The organism is Gluconobacter sp., from assembly GCF_047723935.1.
Lineage (GTDB): Bacteria > Pseudomonadota > Alphaproteobacteria > Acetobacterales > Acetobacteraceae > Gluconobacter.
This window is the reverse complement of sequence record NZ_JBDOBO010000016.1, coordinates 15,067-32,793: the sequence shown is the minus strand read 5'-3', so window position 1 is coordinate 32,793 and position 17,727 is coordinate 15,067. Positions and strand designations below refer to the sequence as shown.

The 17,727-nt window shown below is 56.4% G+C and carries 17 protein-coding genes; 6 read left to right on the top strand and 11 right to left on the bottom strand.

Annotated elements, in window-relative coordinates:
* Positions 1-35 precede the first annotated feature (35 nt).
* Positions 36-590 (top strand): TIGR00730 family Rossman fold protein, encoded by a 555-nt coding sequence (locus tag ABF979_RS08055; protein WP_086633532.1) that lies wholly within the window; start codon positions 36-38, stop codon positions 588-590.
* A 3-nt stretch (positions 591-593) separates the two neighbouring features.
* Here the strand turns inward: ABF979_RS08055 and ABF979_RS08050 are convergent, their stop codons facing one another.
* Positions 594-1,064 (bottom strand): GAF domain-containing protein, encoded by a 471-nt coding sequence (locus ABF979_RS08050; RefSeq protein ID WP_202207036.1) that lies wholly within the window; start codon positions 1,062-1,064, stop codon positions 594-596.
* Between the two features lie 105 nt (positions 1,065-1,169).
* Here ABF979_RS08050 and ABF979_RS08045 point away from each other — a divergent pair, with 105 nt between their 5' ends.
* The 3 genes from ABF979_RS08045 (at position 1,170) to ABF979_RS08035 (ending at position 4,268) form a co-directional block, all read left to right on the top strand.
* Positions 1,170-1,772, top strand: a complete 603-nt coding sequence (locus tag ABF979_RS08045) for a glutathione S-transferase family protein (RefSeq protein WP_415559024.1) — start codon at positions 1,170-1,172, stop codon at positions 1,770-1,772.
* 132 nt (positions 1,773-1,904) lie between these two features.
* A complete protein-coding gene (locus ABF979_RS08040) occupies positions 1,905-3,377 on the top strand; it encodes a mannitol dehydrogenase family protein (protein WP_415559022.1) in 1,473 nt (490 codons plus the stop codon).
* A gap of 144 nt (positions 3,378-3,521) precedes the next feature.
* Positions 3,522-4,268, top strand: a complete 747-nt coding sequence (locus ABF979_RS08035) for a dienelactone hydrolase family protein (protein WP_415559020.1) — start codon at positions 3,522-3,524, stop codon at positions 4,266-4,268.
* Between the two features lie 39 nt (positions 4,269-4,307).
* On the opposite strand, the gene ABF979_RS08030 is transcribed toward ABF979_RS08035, so the two are convergent.
* From ABF979_RS08030 to ABF979_RS07990, 9 genes are all read right to left on the bottom strand, one after another.
* On the bottom strand, positions 4,308-5,144 hold the full coding sequence (locus ABF979_RS08030) for an aldo/keto reductase (RefSeq protein WP_415559018.1): 837 nt from the start codon (positions 5,142-5,144) through the stop codon (positions 4,308-4,310).
* 198 nt (positions 5,145-5,342) lie between these two features.
* Positions 5,343-6,599, bottom strand: a complete 1,257-nt coding sequence (murA, locus tag ABF979_RS08025; protein WP_415559016.1) for a UDP-N-acetylglucosamine 1-carboxyvinyltransferase — start codon at positions 6,597-6,599, stop codon at positions 5,343-5,345.
* A gap of 14 nt (positions 6,600-6,613) precedes the next feature.
* Entirely contained in the window at positions 6,614-7,165 is a 552-nt protein-coding gene (gene dcd / locus ABF979_RS08020) for a dCTP deaminase (RefSeq protein ID WP_211508179.1), read from the bottom strand.
* A gap of 72 nt (positions 7,166-7,237) precedes the next feature.
* A complete protein-coding gene (locus tag ABF979_RS08015; protein WP_086633538.1) occupies positions 7,238-8,140 on the bottom strand; it encodes a DMT family transporter in 903 nt (300 codons plus the stop codon).
* A gap of 6 nt (positions 8,141-8,146) precedes the next feature.
* On the bottom strand, positions 8,147-8,323 hold the full coding sequence (locus ABF979_RS08010) for a hypothetical protein (RefSeq protein ID WP_415559014.1): 177 nt from the start codon (positions 8,321-8,323) through the stop codon (positions 8,147-8,149).
* Entirely contained in the window at positions 8,313-9,497 is a 1,185-nt protein-coding gene (locus tag ABF979_RS08005; RefSeq protein WP_415559012.1) for a glycosyltransferase family 4 protein, read from the bottom strand. Before ABF979_RS08005 ends, ABF979_RS08010 begins: the two co-directional genes overlap by 11 nt.
* A 195-nt stretch (positions 9,498-9,692) precedes the next feature.
* Complete coding sequence (locus tag ABF979_RS08000) at positions 9,693-11,912, bottom strand: PQQ-binding-like beta-propeller repeat protein (RefSeq protein ID WP_415559010.1); 2,220 nt, start codon at positions 11,910-11,912, stop codon at positions 9,693-9,695.
* Entirely contained in the window at positions 11,912-12,292 is a 381-nt protein-coding gene (locus ABF979_RS07995) for a glycerol dehydrogenase (RefSeq protein WP_202207028.1), read from the bottom strand. The genes ABF979_RS08000 and ABF979_RS07995 overlap by 1 nt, the downstream gene beginning before the upstream one ends.
* 159 nt (positions 12,293-12,451) lie before the next feature.
* On the bottom strand, positions 12,452-13,579 hold the full coding sequence (locus ABF979_RS07990) for a hypothetical protein (protein WP_415559008.1): 1,128 nt from the start codon (positions 13,577-13,579) through the stop codon (positions 12,452-12,454).
* Between the two features lie 231 nt (positions 13,580-13,810).
* On the opposite strand from ABF979_RS07990, the gene dnaK reads away from it, so the two are divergent.
* Both dnaK and dnaJ read left to right on the top strand, forming a co-directional pair.
* Entirely contained in the window at positions 13,811-15,712 is a 1,902-nt protein-coding gene (dnaK, locus tag ABF979_RS07985) for a molecular chaperone DnaK (protein ID WP_415559006.1), read from the top strand.
* Positions 15,713-15,830: 118 nt separating this feature from the next.
* Positions 15,831-16,973 carry a molecular chaperone DnaJ gene (gene dnaJ / locus ABF979_RS07980; RefSeq protein ID WP_415559004.1) on the top strand — a complete coding sequence of 381 codons (1,143 nt, stop codon included), beginning with the start codon at positions 15,831-15,833 and terminating at the stop codon, positions 16,971-16,973.
* 172 nt (positions 16,974-17,145) lie between these two features.
* On the opposite strand, the gene ABF979_RS07975 is transcribed toward dnaJ, so the two are convergent.
* Entirely contained in the window at positions 17,146-17,529 is a 384-nt protein-coding gene (locus tag ABF979_RS07975) for a hypothetical protein (RefSeq protein WP_415559002.1), read from the bottom strand.
* Between the last annotated feature and the right edge of the window lie 198 nt (positions 17,530-17,727).

Genomic DNA, 17,727 nt, shown 5'->3' with positions numbered 1-17,727 from the left:
GCGTTCTGCCCGCTTCCTTACAGGACCTGCTTCCTATGACCATCCGTTCCTGCGCTGTCTTCTGCGGCTCCCGCTTCGGCAACTCCCCTGTGTATGCAGAAGGTGCATCCGAACTTGGAACAGCTTTGGCCCAGAACGGAATTACGCTTGTTTATGGCGGTGGCCATGTGGGTCTGATGGGAACCGTTGCGGACGCAGCTCTAACCGCAGGGGGGCAGGTTATCGGCGTTATTCCGGGGTTCCTGCATGACCGCGAAGTCATGCATAAAGGCGTGACAGAGCTTGAAGTGACACCCAACATGCATAGCCGCAAAGCCCGCATGTTCGAGCTTTCAGATGCGTATGCCATCATCCCAGGCGGATTCGGCACTTTTGATGAGCTGATGGAAATTCTGACCTGGAAGCAGCTCGGCCTGCATCAGGACCCGATTTACATCGTCAATATTGGTGGCTGGGCAAAATCCCTTGTCCGCACCCTGACCGATGCCGTTGAGCAGGGCTTTGCCTCCCCCAACACACTTAAGCTGTTCACCGTTGTAGAAGACGTTCCCGCGCTGATGAACCATCTGCGCGAAAACGTTCCTGCCTGAAAATCAGGCTGTCAGCGTCTTTTCAAAGGCGCTGACAATCTTTTCGATCATGGCCTGATCGTCCGCATCGAAGCGGTTCTTCACAGGGCTATCAATATCCAGAACTCCGATCAGGTTTCCATCATGCAGGATGGGAACCACGATTTCGGAAGCCGAGGCAGCATCACAGGCAATATGCCCTGGAAATGCATGCACATCCGGGACAACAAGCGTGGTTTTCTGATGGGCAACAGTTCCACAGACACCTTTCCCAAGCGGAATGCGCGTACAGGCCAGACGCCCCTGAAACGGGCCAAGGACCAGCTGATCATCCTTGAAAAGATAGAATCCGGCCCAGTTAATGTCTGGCAAGGCCTCGAACAGCAGGGCCGCGATATTGGCCATGTTCGCAATCTGATCCGTTTCAGACGCGACAACCGACTCAACGGTTTCCACCAGATCTTCCACGGTCAGACGATGGATAGGCGCACTCATGTCGGATGATCCTGAGTTAAAATGAGATGAAACAGGACCATAAAGCCGTTGCGTGTCTCCGTCACGATGGCCACTCTGTCCTTTTCACCATTACCGGACCAGATCATGGCTAGACGTCTTTATGGAATTCCTCTGTCCGGCCATGTGCATCGCGTCCGGCTTTTCCTGTCGATCCTGAAGCTGGATTACAGCTTTGTAGAAGCCTCCATGCAGTCCCCTGCGGTGCTGAAGCTCAATCCGCTGGGGCAAATCCCGATCCTGGAAGATAGTGATATCGTCCTGACGGACAGCAATGCCATCCTGGTCTATCTCGCGAAAACCTATGCATCCGACAGTTCATGGCTGCCAGAGGATGCACTCGGCGCGGCTCGGGTTCAGAAGTGGTTTTCCATTGCAGCGGGTGAATTGCGCTATGGGCCAGCCATGGCGCGTGCCGCGACACTCTGGAAACGCCCGGAAGATATTGCCCCGGCTCAAGCCAAAGCTGCGAAGCTGCTTCCCTTCATGAATGATGAGCTGAAACAGCGGCTGTTTCTTGCAGGTGAAACACCGACACTCGCCGATCTGGCCTGTTACGCCTACATCAAGCGCGCACCTGAAGGAGGCGTTTCCCTGGAGCCCTATTCCGCCATTCAGCAATGGCTGGAGCGTATAGAAGCATTGCCGGACTTTATTGCCATGGCGGAAGCATCTGATTTCAGGTTATGAATATTTTCGTTTTCCTAATCAATCCTCTCATTGATGCGAGGAATATTAGAAAAAATTTATATTCCATAAAAAGAGTTTCCTCATCACAGCTTCTTCTTAAAAGGGTCGGGCCTTTCGTTCGGAAGAACCATTATGAAACTGACCCCGGAAACTCTGGCCCATCTTCCAGAGACCATCCTCACCTCCCCTTATGACCGCCAGAAGGTGACTGCGGGGATTGCCCATCTCAGTGTCGGCAACTTCCATCGCGCCCATCAGGCCGTCTATACGGACCGCACACTGGCTCTTCCAGGCCAGGAAAGCTGGGGCATTGTTGGCCTTGGCCTGATGGATGTGCCCTCTGAAGTGCAGAAAGCCGAGGCCCTTCAGGCTCAGGATGGTCTTTACACCCTTCGGGAATGTCCCTCGGGGCGCCCGGATGTCGTCCGGGTTGTAAAGTCTTTGGTGGAATACATCCACGCTCCCGCAGACCGTCTGGCAGCTCTGAAGCGCTTGACCGATCCAGCAATCCGCATCGTCACCATGACGATCACGGAAGGTGGATATTACATGGATGAGGCAGGCCATTTCATGGCTGACCATCCGACTATCGTTGCGGACCTCAAGCGGGAAGTGCCGGAAACAGCATTTGGTATCCTCACCGAGGCTCTTCGTCTGCGCCGTGAAGCCGGTGTGAATGCTTTCACAATTCTCTCCTGCGACAATGTTCCGTCGAACGGAGAGGTTGCGCGCCACGCTGTCCTGTCCTTCGCACGCCTGCGAGACGACGAACTGGCGGACTGGATTGCCCGGAACGTCTCGTTCCCAGCCTGCATGGTTGATCGTATTACCCCAGCGGTTGGACCCGCAGACATTGCTCGCCTCAATAGTGAAAGCGGCATTGAAGACCGCGCCCCGCTGTTCTGCGAAGATTTCATCCAATGGGTTGTGGAAGACAATTTCCCGGAGGGGCGCCCGGCCTGGGAGCAGGCGGGTGTTCTGTTCACGAACAATGTTGAGCCGTACGAACAGGTCAAGCTGCGCATGCTCAATGCCTCTCATTCCATGTTGGCCCTCCCCGCCGTCCTGATGGGGTACCGCTTCGTCAGCGAAGCCATGGAAGATGAGAACCTTTTCCGTCTGCTTCAGCAGTTTCTGGGTTTTGACTCTGAGCCGCACCTGACCGCTCCTCCGGGCATCAGCCTTCCGGAATATGGAGCCCTTCTGCTCCAGCGTTTCCGGAACAAGGCTGTCAGCGATCAGCTTCTGCGCATTGCGTCGGACAGCACATCCAAACTGCCGGTCTTTATTCGCCCGACAGCCGAGATCGTGGTGAAAGACAACGGTGACATGCGCCGGATCGCGTTCCTGTTGGCCTGCTACTGCGCCTACATGAACGGCCGGGACGACACGGACGCGGACTTCCCTGTCACAGAGCCTCGTCTCAGCAAGGAAGATCGTGCACTGGTGACGGACACCGATCCGGCTCGCGCTTTGGATATGGGCGTCTTTGCGGGCTGGGGCCTCACTGACAATCCTGGCTTCGTCCAGCTTTTCACTGAAATGCGGCAAAGCTTGCAGGACCGTGGAACAGCCGCAACGCTCGCTGACGTCATCGCGCCGTAAGGCTGATCAGGCTACCCTGTCCCGATTGAATGGCAATCGACCGGGACAGGACCCTTTCCCAGAGTATGTTGCGGCACGACAGTGGGCCGCCTACAAACAGAGCCAGATGCGTTACTTGCAAACTCTCGCAGGGGAGATCGTCTCATGATCATCAGAACTGACGAAAAAATCGATCTTCAAACGCCTACTGGCTCGATGCGCGTTCACATCTTCCGTCCGGTTCAGGATGGACGTTTCCCGGCTGTCATGCTGTTTTCGGAAATCTACCAGGTCACGGCACCTATCGAACGATTGGGCGCCATGATTGCGGGACAGGGATATCTCGTCGCAATCCCCGAAGTGTATCATGAGTACGAACCTGCCGGGACTGTCCTCGCCTATGACAAGGATGGGACCGACCGCGGAAATGACCTGAAATACACTAAGCCTGTCTCAGCCTTTGACTCTGACACGGCAGCGTTGGTCGAATGGCTACAGGGCAGCAGTTTCTGCACAGGCGCCATTGGTGCTTTCGGTGTATGCCTTGGGGGGCATCTCGCCTATCGGGCGGCTCTTCATCCGGCCGTTAAGGCGACTGCGTGTTTTTACGCCACAGACCTACATTCAGCGACGCTCGGTGAAGGCAAGTCCGATGACTCGCTCCTTCGTGCGACGGACATCACAGGGGAACTGATGATGGTCTGGGGCCAGTCAGACCCGCATGTTCCCTATGCTGGACGGCGCATTATCCGGGATCGACTTGAGGATGCAGGCGTCATGCTGGAGTGGCATGAAGTTAACGCCCAACATGCATTTCTCCGCGATGGAGCACCACGATTTGACGCCGCTCTCTTCCTGCAGGCCATGAACTGGACGAATGCCCTGTTTCAGCGGGCTTTGACACGCGGGTAACGAAAAAGGGAGCTTCCGTTTCAGAAGCCCCGACTTGCCTCAGAATTCCTCATAAGTGGCAGGGTTCTGGTTTTCGAGGCGTCCATCCGGACGCGCCAGAGAGGCGATCTTTTTCATATCGTCTTCTGTCAGGGTAAAGTCGAAGATGGACCTGTTTTTAATCTGGCGCTCAGGCGTGGCAGACTTGGGGATAGGCACAGAACCAACTTGATGATGCCAGCGGAGAATAACTTGTCCGACTTCCTTTCCTAACCGCTCAGCGATCGTTTTCAAAAGCGGGTTTGTCAGAAGGTCATTGGCGCGCCCCAGCGGGCTCCAAGCCTGCGTAATGATTCCATGACTCTGGTTCCATTTCCGCATATCGTCCTGCGGGAAATAGGGATGCAGTTCAATCTGGTTGATCGACGGAAGAACTCCCGTTTCAGCTTTTAGCCGCTCAAGATGCTCCGGCAGAAAATTGCATACAGCAATTGATCGGATATAGCCGCGCTTCTTTGCCTCGATCAGGGCTTTCCAGGCTTCAACGTACTTGCCCTGCTTCGGGTTAGGCCAGTGAATGTAATACAGGTCAAAGTAGTCAAGCTGCGTGCGATAGAGGGATTCCTCGATCGTTGTCAGCGCAGCATCATAGTCATGATGGCGGCCTGGTAATTTTGAGGCGACGCGCAGTTCTTCCCAGGGGCGGCCGCTCTCACGCACGGCGCGGCCAACTGCCCCTTCATTTTCATAATTGAACGCACTGTCCAGAGCGTCATAGCCCACGTTGAGGGCACTGTTCATGGCTTCAACGCCCGCAGCGCCATTGAGCTTATAGGTTCCGAACGTGATCGCCGGAATGGTCGTGCCGTCATTCAGCGTGACTGTCGGAATCGTCATTCTCTGCTTCTCCTGACTCTGCTGCATTCAATCCCCTTGGGATTTATCAAATGCCTAAGGAAGACTTTCGGGTTTGACGTATTACGCCCGACAGAGAGGAAGCGTTTCATAACGGATGGCTTCAGACGCACGAGCCACAAAAAAAGCGGTGAGCCGAAATGGCTCACCGCTTGTCTAAAAAAGAAGCCTGAACAGTCTTCAGTCTGAAACGCGTTCGATATCAGCACCACATGCTTCGAGCTTGCGATCTACGCCCTCATACCCACGATCCAGATGGTAAATCCGGCTAAGCTGCGTCTCGCCTTCAGCAGCAAGTCCAGCCAGGATGAGCGAGAAAGACGCCCGAAGGTCGGTTGCCATGACCGGAGCACCGGACAGCTTCGGAACGCCACGGATAATTGCCGAACGACCATGCGGATTGATGCGCGCACCCATCCGGTTCAGCTCAGGAACATGCATGAAACGATTTTCGAAAATCGTCTCGGTAATCATGGACGCACCATCCGCAACAGAGAGCATCGCCATGAACTGGGCCTGCATGTCCGTCGGGAAACCCGGATATGGCTCCGTCATGATGTCCACGCCTGTCAGCTTGCCCGTGCGACGGACACGCAGACCACGCGGGTCTTCCTCAACTTCAACACCGGTTTCCTGAAGGGTCCGGATTACAGCCCCCAGATCATCGGCACGACCACCGACGAGCAGAAGATCACCGCCCGTGATGCCCGCAGCGCAAGCATAAGTGCCGCACTCGATGCGATCTGGCATGACGGCGTAGTTGGCACCATGCAGGCGCTCTACGCCTTCAATGATGAGCGTTCCGGAGCCCTCACCTGTGATCTGTGCGCCCATCGCGTTGAGGCAGTGCACAAGATCGCTGATTTCGGGCTCACGCGCTGCGTTGACGATTTCGGTACGGCCTTTGGCGAGCGTGGACGCCATCAGCAGGTTTTCTGTCGCACCAACGCTGGCAAACGGCAGGATAATCCGGTCACCCTTCAGGCCTTCGGGCGCACGGGCATTGATGTATCCGTTCTCAAGGCGGATTTCAGCACCCAGAGCTTCAAGACCTTTGAGGTGCATGTCCACAGGGCGCGTGCCAATAGCGCAGCCACCCGGGAGCGAAACCTTGGCTTCACGGGCACGCGCCAGAAGCGGGCCAAGAACAAGAATAGAAGCACGCATCTTGGAAACGATGTCGTACGGGGCTTCCACCGATCCGATTTCGCCTCCGATAGAGAGGGTACGCTCCCCCACAGCCTCGACGACGATGCCCAGTCCCTTGAGAAGATCACGCATCGTCTTGATGTCAGCAATCTGCGGAACGTTGGACAGTACCAGACGATCAGAGGTCAGCAGGCCTGCGACCATGAGCTTGAGGCCGGAGTTCTTTGCGCCCCCGATCTCGATTTCGCCCGTCAGGCGATGGCCACCGCGAATAATGAAACGGTCCATGAGTGATGCGCTCCTTACAGCCGAGGCGTGGTTACGCCGGACTGGCGCATGTATTTACCGGCACGATCCGCGTAGCTGACTTCGCAAGGGCTGGCGCCCTGGAAGAACAGGAACTGGCAGATGCCTTCGTTCGCATAGATGCGCGCAGGCAGCGGCGTCGTGTTACTGATTTCGATGGTGACCTGCCCTTCCCACTCCGGCTCAAGCGGCGTCACATTCACGATGATACCACAGCGCGCATAGGTGGACTTACCAAGGCAGACGACCAATGTGTCCCGTGGAATACGGAAATATTCGATCGTGTGCGCCAGTGCGAAGCTGTTCGGGGGAATCGTGATGTCGCCCGTCCGTGTCACGAAGCTGTTCGCGGCGAAGTTCTTCGGATCGACGACGGCACTGTCCACATCGGTAAAGATTTTGAAGTCTTCCGCGACGCGCGCGTCATAGCCGTATGACGACAGACCATAGGAAATAACGCCTTCCCGTTTCTGGTTTTCCACAAACGGTTCAATCATGCCGCGTTCTTTGGCCATCTGGCGGATCCAGGTATCAGGCATGATTGGCATGGACGCATTAACTCCTACACGGGGGGATCGATCTGCTCTAGCGACAGCCGCCCGATCACGCAATGTGTCGGTTTAGCCATTTTCCGTGAGGTGCTGTTGCCTTTTGACAAGCCAGCGCGGTCTCATCTCACTGGCAAGAACACCACAGACAATCAAAGCAGCCCCAAGAAGCGTGGTGGCCTGCAGCTGATCGCCCGCCAGCCAGCCGACCAGCCCACCCCAGACAGGCTCTCCTGCATAAATCACAGCAGCTTTTGAAGGTGGGACGGACTTCTGAGCCCAGTTCATCACGAGTTGTACCAGAGCGCTCAGGCTTCCCAGAGCCGCAGCACAAACAACCCAGATCCATGAAAATGTCGGCACATGCTCCCCGGCGACCGGCATAAGCAAAAGTGCAAAAAGGCCGCCTCCAACAAGCTGGCAGACTGTGATTCTACGGCTGTCCACGCCTTGGGCAAACAGGCTGATCAAAACAATTTCGGCAGCGATGGCGCATGCTGAGAGCACCGTCAGCAAATCACCATGACTAAAGGTCAGGGTCAGGGCTGCCGGCCCTGCCAGCGCAATCAATCCGGCAAACGCCAGGCCGATTCCGACCCAGCTCATGATATGCGGCGATTTACGCAGAATGGCCCACTGGAACAGTGGCACCAACGGCACATAGAGAGCCGTGATGAATGCAGAACGGCTGCTGGTCACCTCACGCAACCCTGCACTTTGCAGAACATACCCGATTGAAAGGGCAATCCCGATCAGAATACCGGATCGCACTTCTTTCCGTGTCAGACCCGTCATGTGACGACCTGCCAGACACGCCACCATGGCTGCGGCCATCAGAAATCGCACACCGACAAAGAACATCGGTCCGCAATGCTGCATGGCCAGATGCAGGATCAGAAAAGTGCCTCCCCAGAGCGCCGTAACGCCCGCCAACGCCAGTTCCTGTGGCGATGGCGTTGGCAGACGAATTTTCATGATGCCTTAGCTTTCGGAAGACGGTGTGGGCGCTGGGGGCCTGATGCGCTGCTGCTGTTTACGACGCAGAAGATTGGCCCGAAGCGCCTTGGCTTCGCGAGCTGCACGTGCCTCTTTGGCAGCCTGCGCCTTATCAGTCAGATGGGCCGTAGCTTTGTCGTTTTCCGTCTTGTCAGTTGTCATCAGTCTGTCCGTCGAAAGATGCTCGAAGATGCGTTCCAAGCAGCTCGTCATATACACCGAGTGTCGCCGACTGCATCTGTCGGATCGTATAATTTCGCAAGACATGCTCACGGGCATTTTCCGCCAGATAGGCAAGCGTTTCATCATCGGCCGACAGAATGCCGACGAGTGCTTCTGCCAATGCCTGAGGATTATCAGGAGGAATAACGAGACCGGTCTGTCCGGGCAATACCGTCTCCATCATGGCGCCCTGTGCCGTTCCGATAACGGGTTTACCCATCATCTGCGCCTCTACAAGCGTGCGCCCGAATGGTTCAGGCCGCAAAGACGGTGCAACGACAACGGACGCCAAAGCGCAGGCCGCTGGCATGTCCCGGCATGTCCCTGCGAAGCGAACCCTGTCTTCCAGACCCAGCTCCTGAATTCTCCGCCCAAGAGAAAGCGCGAATTTATGATCCGTTTCCGGGCCAACCAAAACACAGATCCAGGGTGCAACAGAGACCTGTTTGAGAAACTTCAGTGCTTCGATCAGGACCCTCTGTCCTTTCCACGCCGTCAGACGTGCAGGCATCAGGATCACGCGGGCGCCGTGAGGCACTGACCAAGCTTCGGCAAGCCGCTGGATCCGCTCGCCGGAAACCTTTTGCGGGTCAAAGAGAGAGGGGTCAGCGCCACGGGGAATAGTCCGCAGACGGTCTGGCTGAACACCATATTGCCTGGACAGACGGCCGGCGATGAAGTTCGAAATGGCAATTACGCGCGTGCCACGGGCCAGAACAGAATTATAAAGCTTCTTGCCCCACCAGCCCGCACCATGAACACCATGCCATGTCGTGACCAGCGGTATCCCTTCACGACGACAGGCCAGCCAGGCCGCCCATGCCGGAATACGGGAGCGGGCGTGCACCAGATCCACCCCCTGCTCGCGGATCAGTTTCTGAAGATCACGCGCCCGGCGCAGTACAGCAACAGGTGACTTGGATTTCAGGTTGAGCGGAACATGAAGTGCGCCAGCATGCCTCAGCTGGATCAACAGCGGGCCCGGCTTTGAAGCAACAATGGCTTTCCCGCCTGCCTGAGTGATGGCAGCGGCGATTTCGATGGCACCGCGCTCAAGCCCCCCAGTACTGAGTGCAGGAAGGACCTGGAGGATCACGGGAGAACGGTCAGTCATGAGCGTTTCGGCGGGCCATTCTGAAAATTTGATCCGAACGAGAAGCCTTCCTGATCGGTCTGCGCCTGAGGCTTTCAGAATGAAAAACAGGCAGAAACGAAAAAGGGAGACGTCCATGCCCTGCTAGCACAGAAGTCCCCCTTTGACGATGGAGTGTAGCGAATGTGCACAGCACATCCGCTACAGTCGTCGGCTTTACTTAACGGCGTCAGGCAAAGCGTAAACCACGAGCTGATCGCTGACTGGCGTCATCATGAAGTGATGACCACCTGCCATGATGGCAACGTACTGATGGCCATTGGCTTCGTAGGTCATCGGGTTAGCCTGACCACCACCCGGCAGCACAGCGCTCCAAACGACCTTGCCGGTGTGCTCGTCAATGGCACGGATCTGGTTATCCGTAGCGGCTGCGATGAACACCAGACCGCCACCTGTCACAACAGAGCCGCCGTTGTTCGGTGTTCCGATCTCCCAGGGAAGACCTGTCGGCAGACCCCATGGACCATTGGCACGAGCCGTTCCCAGCGGATGCTGCCAGAGCACCTTCTGACCGTGCTTCATGTCGATGGCCGTGATCATGCCGTAAGGCGGACGATTGCACATCATGCCCGTGTACTGATCCCAGAATGGCGTCACGACGATGCCGTAAGGCGTTCCGTCCATGGCACCATTACCTTCGGCGCCACCGCCACCTGGCTTAAAGTTAGGATCGTCGATCGGCATCAGACCAAGCGTGTCGGCCTTCTTGCGGGTGACGAGCTGGTCATACATCGGGGTGATGTTCCAGTTCGCGATCAGGATTCCGCTCTTCTCGTCATAAGACATGGAACCCCAGTCACTGCCACCATTGTAGCCCGGGTATTCAATCCATGGCTTATCAACGCTCGGCGGCGTGAACTCACCAACGTAGTTCGCACGACGGAACTTAATCCGGCAGAAGAGCTGGTCAATGGGAGACATGCCCCACATATCCGTCTCTTTCAGATCAGGCACGCGCAGAGCAGGCATCCCGACAGACCAAGGCTGCGTCGGCGTCCGTGGGTCGCCAGGAATGACGCCTGGTGACGGAGCCGGACGCTCTACGACGGGCAGAACTGGCTTGCCTGTCCGGCGATCCAGAACGAACGTCTGACCACGCTTCGTCGGCATGATAAGAGCTGGAACGGGCTGGCCGTCAGGACCAGGCATATCCATCAGGGTTGCCTGAGAGCCAATATCATAATCCCAGACGTCCTTATGGGCGGTCTGGAAAACCCACTTTTCTTCACCCGTCTTGACGTCAATCGCCACGACTGCGGAAGAAACCTTGTTTTCGGCATCGCTACGCAGGGCGCTGTAATAGTCGGCAGCGGAGTTCCCGGTCGGCACATAAACCAGACCGAGAGCGCTATCGCCCGTTAGTGCAGCCCATGAGTTCGGCGTACCGCGGCTATAATGGCGATTACCTGTTGGCTGACTGTGATCTGTCGGGTTGTTGACGTCCCAGGCCCAGACGAACTTGCCGCTTTCAGCATCGTAACCACGGATCACACCAGACGGTGCCCAACGACGCTGACCATCCAGCACTTCATGGTTGACGACGACAACGCCATCAACAACCGGTGGTGGTACGGTCATGGAAACGAAGCCCGGAACGGACTCGCCAAGACCCTGCATCAGGTTGACCTGACCACCGTGACCGAAGTTCGGACAGAACTCACCCGTTGCCGCATCAACAGCAATCAGGCGCATATCGAGCGTGCCTTCGATAAGCCGATTGTGACAGGGCTGCCCCTCAGGCACGACGGACGACGTGAAATACGTCACGCCCTTACAGGCTGCCGTGTACGGAATGGAGTGATACTTTACGTCCACATTCCGACGCCAGATCTGCTTCCCCGTGACCGGGTCAAGCTTCATGATATCGTTCATGGCCGAACACATGTAGAGGCCGTCACCCACCTTGATCGGTGTGGTTTCAGCCGCCCATTTGTTGGTCTGACCCGGACGTGGATAGCTGCCCGTATGATAGGTAAACGCGACCTTCAGGTTGCCAGCATTTTCAGGCGTGATTTCAGACAGCGGTGAATAGCGTGTCTGGTGATCATCACGGCCATAAGCAACCCAGTCTCCAGGGGCAGGATTTGCGCTCTGCTGCGGAGCCATCGCTGGAATTTCTGACGGATCGATCGAATCAATATCCGGCAGGTTGGCAGCATTTACGCCTGGAGCCTGCGGAGCATAGGGAGACGGACCAGCAAAATAGCTCTGCTCTTTCGGAGCACTTTCCGTAGGCTCATTTGCGTTCCCTGGCCCAGGAACTGCCGCAGTCGGTGAGCCACCGGAACCTGCGGGCGCGAACTGAGCGTGAGCAGCAAGAGGCGAACAGGCGAGCGCGAGGCCTGCGGCTGTTGCGAGAAGGTGAGACCGACGCATCAGACGGCTCCTCTGAGTGTACGGCGGGATTCCAGGCGGCGAAGAACCGGAATGGTCAGGACCACGAGAATGCCGAGAATGGTCGGACCGAAAGCACGCGGCAGAAGATCAACGGGGCTGAACCCGACTTCCCACAAGGACCACACCCATGTGTAGGCCAGCGCGCCAAGGTACAGGAACCCACCGAGCGTGCGGCCCATCACCATGAACACCCCGCTGGCAACCAGCACGATGCCGCAAATGACGTAGTAAACAGAGCCGCCCAACATCGCGAGGTCAGCCCCCATGATGACAAAGATCAGGCCCACAAGAAGAATAACGACCCCCAGAAGCAGCGTCAGCCACTCCGTCAGAGTCTTCGTGCCGTTAATATTCGGCATAACCGGATGCCTCCCAGACTGAATACCCGGGACGGTATGTCGATTATCCAGCGAGGTCCATTAGAGTTCTTCTGAATATCCTTTAACAAAGGCGTGTTTGCGGTAACAAAAACGTGCTTGGAACTATTTGAAAAATGAATATTTCTGCAAATATTGGGATTATCCAGCTGGAATTGTGACCACTGCCCCGCCTGTATGGTTCGTGGCCGCCAAGGCACTGAGGACCTGAACCATTGTAAAGGCAAGTTTGCTCTGGAAATCTTTTTCATCAATCCAGAACCACATGTCGTTATATTCTACCGCAGCATATCGGCGGTCGGGGACCTTGTGTCCTGAATGAATAACAACTTCCGGGCGGTTCTCGATACCCACCTGCCCAATCGTCGGTGGTGTCCGGCCCACCTTGATGTCTTCTTCCGGAACCTCAACCTCATAAGCCAACTGTGTCAGCATCGCGAGCATCGAGCGCGTCAGAATGGCAATCTGCCCGGGATGCTTCGGATAGGGGCCGTAAACGATTTCCGCTTCTTCAGCCTGGGCATCCAGATGCAGGAGGCGACGCACTTCTGCCTGTGTCGAAAGAAGGCTGCTATCGGACGTTGAAGAGAGCACCAGATAGGAATGCTCCTGCCCATTGCCATTTTCCGGCTTGGAAGAACCTTTCTTGTTATTGCTATCATCCGTTGGGGGCGGCGCATCAGTCGTGATGCGGATGGTCATCGCGCCTGCGATCTGAAGCTGACGCAGATCATGCAGCAGGAGATAAAAGCGGACAGAACCTCCACCAAATGGCCCTGCTCCCAAACCCCGAACATTGGACAGTCCATCGATCGACTGCGCTGTCAGGCGCAAGAGGGTGTCAATGGGAAGACCACCGAGACTCAGGGGCATGATAACGGTAGGAGAAATTGGCCGCACGATATTCTCGGCGTATTGCTGCCCCGTCACCGGCTGATAGGTGAAGGTCGGACTTTCACCCGATGTCATCGTCCCCGTTCCGAAGAGATAATTGCCGACAGCAGTGGCAGGATAGGCATAGAAGCCGCCACTCACGCTCTTGGATACGCTATATCCGGCAATGACCTGCGTCGTATCCAGAAACGTCGGCGGATCGGCATAGCGCAGGCGAACGATATTCAGGAGCATCTCGTGCTTCTGGGATTCGCCCAGAGCGCGCGAGTATTCAAGCTCGTCATGCTGAAGCCTTGATGGCCCTATCGGCCCACAGGCAGCAAGACAGATAAGTGCAGCCAGGGGCGCGGCCCGGAATATCAGATTAATTTTCATGACTTATCTCAAAGTGGACCATTCCGTGGCCAAGCGGAAGTCACAACCGTTTCCTGAATGATGCGAACGTATATTTTTCATGAAAGATGTTACCGCCAAGGCTTGAAACACTTTGCTGCCCCGCCTAAATCTGGTCTCGGAAACACGATCCCTTGATGGATCGGATTTTACGTCACAAGGGCTCGCCCCGGTGCCTGACAGGGCCGAAGCGAGCCGCTGAAAGGACATATTATGAGCAAAGTCATCGGTATTGACCTCGGCACGACCAACTCCTGCGTTGCAGTGCGTGAAGGCGACGAGACCCGCGTTATTGAAAACAGCGAAGGCGCACGTACGACGCCGTCCATGGTCGCATTCACCGAAACCGGTGAGCGTCTGGTTGGACAGGCCGCGAAGCGTCAGGCTGTCACGAACCCAACCAACACCCTGTATGCCGTCAAGCGTCTGATCGGTCGTCGTTACGATGACCCGACCGTCGCCAAGGACAAGGGCATGGTCCCTTACGAAATCGTCAAGGGCGACAACGGCGATGCATGGGTTCGCGCCCGTGGCGAAGATTACGCCCCGTCCCAGATCGCTGCATTCGTTCTTGGTAAGATGAAGGAAACGGCCGAGTCCTACCTCGGTGAAACGGTTACACAGGCCGTCATCACGGTTCCGGCTTACTTCAACGACGCACAGCGTCAGGCAACGCGTGACGCTGGCAAGATCGCTGGCCTCGAAGTCTTGCGTATCATCAACGAGCCGACCGCAGCTGCACTGGCTTATGGCCTTGGCAAGCGCGATTCCGGCACGGTGGCTGTGTATGACCTTGGTGGTGGTACGTTCGACGTTTCCATTCTCGAGATCTCTGACGGCGTGATCGAAGTGAAGTCCACGAACGGTGATACGTTCCTGGGCGGTGAAGACTTTGATAACCGCGTCATCGACTTCCTGGCTGATGAGTTCAAGAAGGACCAGGGCATCGACCTGCGTGGCGACAAGCTTGCTCTGCAGCGCCTGAAGGAAGCCGCTGAAAAGGCCAAGATCGAGCTTTCCTCCTCCAAGGAAACCGAGATCAACCTGCCGTTCATCACGGCTGATGCGTCTGGCCCGAAGCACCTTGTGGTCAAGCTGTCCCGTGCCAAGCTGGAGAGCCTGGTTGACGATCTGGTTCAGCGTACGCTTGGTCCGTGCCGTTCGGCTATCAAGGATGCTGGCGTGTCCACGAGCGAGATTGACGAAGTCATCCTCGTTGGCGGCATGACCCGTATGCCGAAGGTCATCGAGACGGTTAAGGAGTTCTTCGGCAAGGATCCGGCACGCAACGTCAACCCTGACGAAGTGGTCGCTATCGGTGCAGCGGTTCAGGGCGCTGTTCTAAAGGGTGACGTGAAGGATGTTCTGCTCCTCGACGTCACGCCGCTGTCGCTGGGTATCGAGACGCTGGGTGGCGTGTTCACCCGTCTGATCGACCGCAACACGACGATCCCGACCAAGAAGAGCCAGACTTTCTCCACGGCCGAAGACAACCAGAACGCCGTGACCATCAAGGTCTATCAGGGCGAGCGTGAGATGGCAGCGGACAACAAGCTGCTTGGCAACTTCGACCTGCAGGGCATTGCTCCGGCACCGCGTGGCGTTCCGCAGATTGAAGTTACGTTCGACATCGATGCCAACGGTATCGTCAACGTGTCCGCCAAGGACAAGGCGACGAACAAGGAACAGCAGATCAAGATCCAGGCTTCTGGTGGTCTGTCCGACGGTGACATCGATCGCATGGTCAAGGAAGCTGAAGCGAATGCTTCCGCTGACAAGGCCAAGCGCGAGCTGGTCGAGCTGCGCAACAGCACCGAGAGCATGATCCACCAGACCGAAAAGTCCCTCACGGAAGGTGGCGACAAGGTTCCGGCTGCAGACAAGTCTGAAGCAGAAGCCGCTATCGCAGCAGCCCGTGAAGCTCTGGGCGGCGAGAATGTCGAAACGCTGAAGAGCGCAAGCGAGCGTCTGACGCAGGCTGCCATGAAGGTTGGCCAGGCCATGTATCAGGCAGATCAGGCCCAGCAGGGTGGTGAAGCTGCGGGTGCGGAAGCCAAGGACGAAAACGTTGTCGACGCCGACTTTGAAGACGTCGACGACAGCAAGAAACACTGATCGGGTGACTTCCCCAGGTGGGGCTTCCCGCCCCGCCTGACCTGTTTTCCGAAGGGCGCCCGTTCCCGCAAGGGGGTGGGCGCCATTCTTGTTTCCGGCCCTCAGACAAGGACCGATCATGGCCACGAAGATCGATTACTACGAAAGCCTCGAAGTTTCGCGTACGGCTTCCGGAGATGAGCTGAAGAAAGCTTTCCGCAAGCAAGCCATGCGTTATCACCCGGATCGTAATCCTGGTGATGATGCAGCCGAGCAGAAATTCAAGGAAATCAACGAAGCCTATGACGTCCTGAAGGACGAGCAGAAGCGCGCAGCCTACGACCAGTACGGACACGCAGCCTTTGACGGCGGCATGGGTGGAATGGGCGGCGGCGGCGGCTTTGGTGGTTTCGGCGCCGGTGGTCTTGGGGACATCTTTGACCAGATGTTCGGAGACATGATGGGCGGCCGCCGTGGCGGTGGACGTCGTACAGGCGCTGACGTTCAGGTTCAGGTTGAAATCAGTCTGACCGAAGCCTTCTCCGGCGTAACCAAAAGTGTTGAAGTCCGCACGCGCGTTGCCTGTGAATCCTGTCATGGGTCCGGTTCCGCTGATGCCGGTGGCGGCAGCACGACCTGCGCCACCTGTCATGGCGCGGGCAAGGTTCGTGCACAGCAGGGGTTCTTCCTTGTCGAGCGTCCCTGCCCGACCTGTCATGGGTCAGGCCGTACGGTTCGCAATCCGTGCAAGGTCTGTCAGGGTACAGGCACGCAGGCAAAGACTGAGACCCTACAGATCGAAATCCCGGCTGGCGTTGAGGATGGCACCCGCATCCGCATGGCAGGCCGCGGTGAAGCCGGGGGAGAAGGTGTACAGCCCGGCGATCTGTATGTGCACGTTTCGGTCCTGTCGCATGACATCTTCCAGCGTGACGGCGCCAATATCTACTGCCGCGTTCCGCTGCGCATGACGCAGGCTGCGCTGGGGACGGAGGTTGAGGTTCCTGTCATTGACGGAAGCCGTACCCGTGTTCGCATTCCTGCAGGGACGCAGACAGGTGAAACCTTCCGCCTAAGAGGCAAAGGATTCTCCGTATTGCGGTCTTCTGCCCGTGGGGACATGTACATTCAGGTCTCGGTGGAAACACCGCATCACCTGACCAAGCGCCAGCACGAACTTCTTGAAGAATTCGAGAAAGAAGCGGGTGACGATCACGCCAAGGCAAGCCCTGAAAACAGCGGCTTCTTTGCCAAGGTCCGTGATTTCTTCGAAGGTCGCTGATTTTAAAAATACCCCTCCCGAAACGGAGGGGTATTTTTTTTGACATACTCACTACGATCTATCTTCTTGAACAGACCTTTCGTCTTCATCTGAAGCAGACGGAGTATTTTTCTACGCCCTAAATAGAGTGTGCGCCTGCAATAGACCTCTATATCTCTAAAAATCTCACACTTCAGTCGTCAGAAAGGCCAAACTGTTCGGGGTACGGCATCGCATTTCTACCTAGCTTCTTCTTTTTCCAGTCAGCCAGCGCCCTGTTATATTCAACGTGACACAGGACAAACTGCAGTGATTCTACATGACGCTCGTTACTGGCATCCATTGTGTTACGACGCCAGCCTGCTGCAATCAGCCAATACTCACCAGCAAGTTGCCAGGATCCAGCCTGATGATGCTGCAAGGCGAGCCGTTCAAGCCCGTGGTACTTATTATTCGGATTGGTAAGCGTCTCTGCCGTGAGGATGAAGTCGTCGCTTTTCCCGGGAAACGTCGATTTCATATAGGGGAACTGCCGAGTCAGCACACCCGGATCACCGAAGTGTTCCTTGATCAGCATCGGAACCAGTCTGTCGTAAGATCGACGCCATTCGTACTGCACAAACTGCCCTTTTGAAGACCACGTTGAAGAATGTTTTTCCTATAGCGAAGTGGTCTTCCAGAGTCGATTTTCTGACGCTCACTTACAGCCTACTCTCCAGCAGGATGAATATTTGATCGACCGCTTCCACCTGCATGCCAAACATTTTTTGGGGAG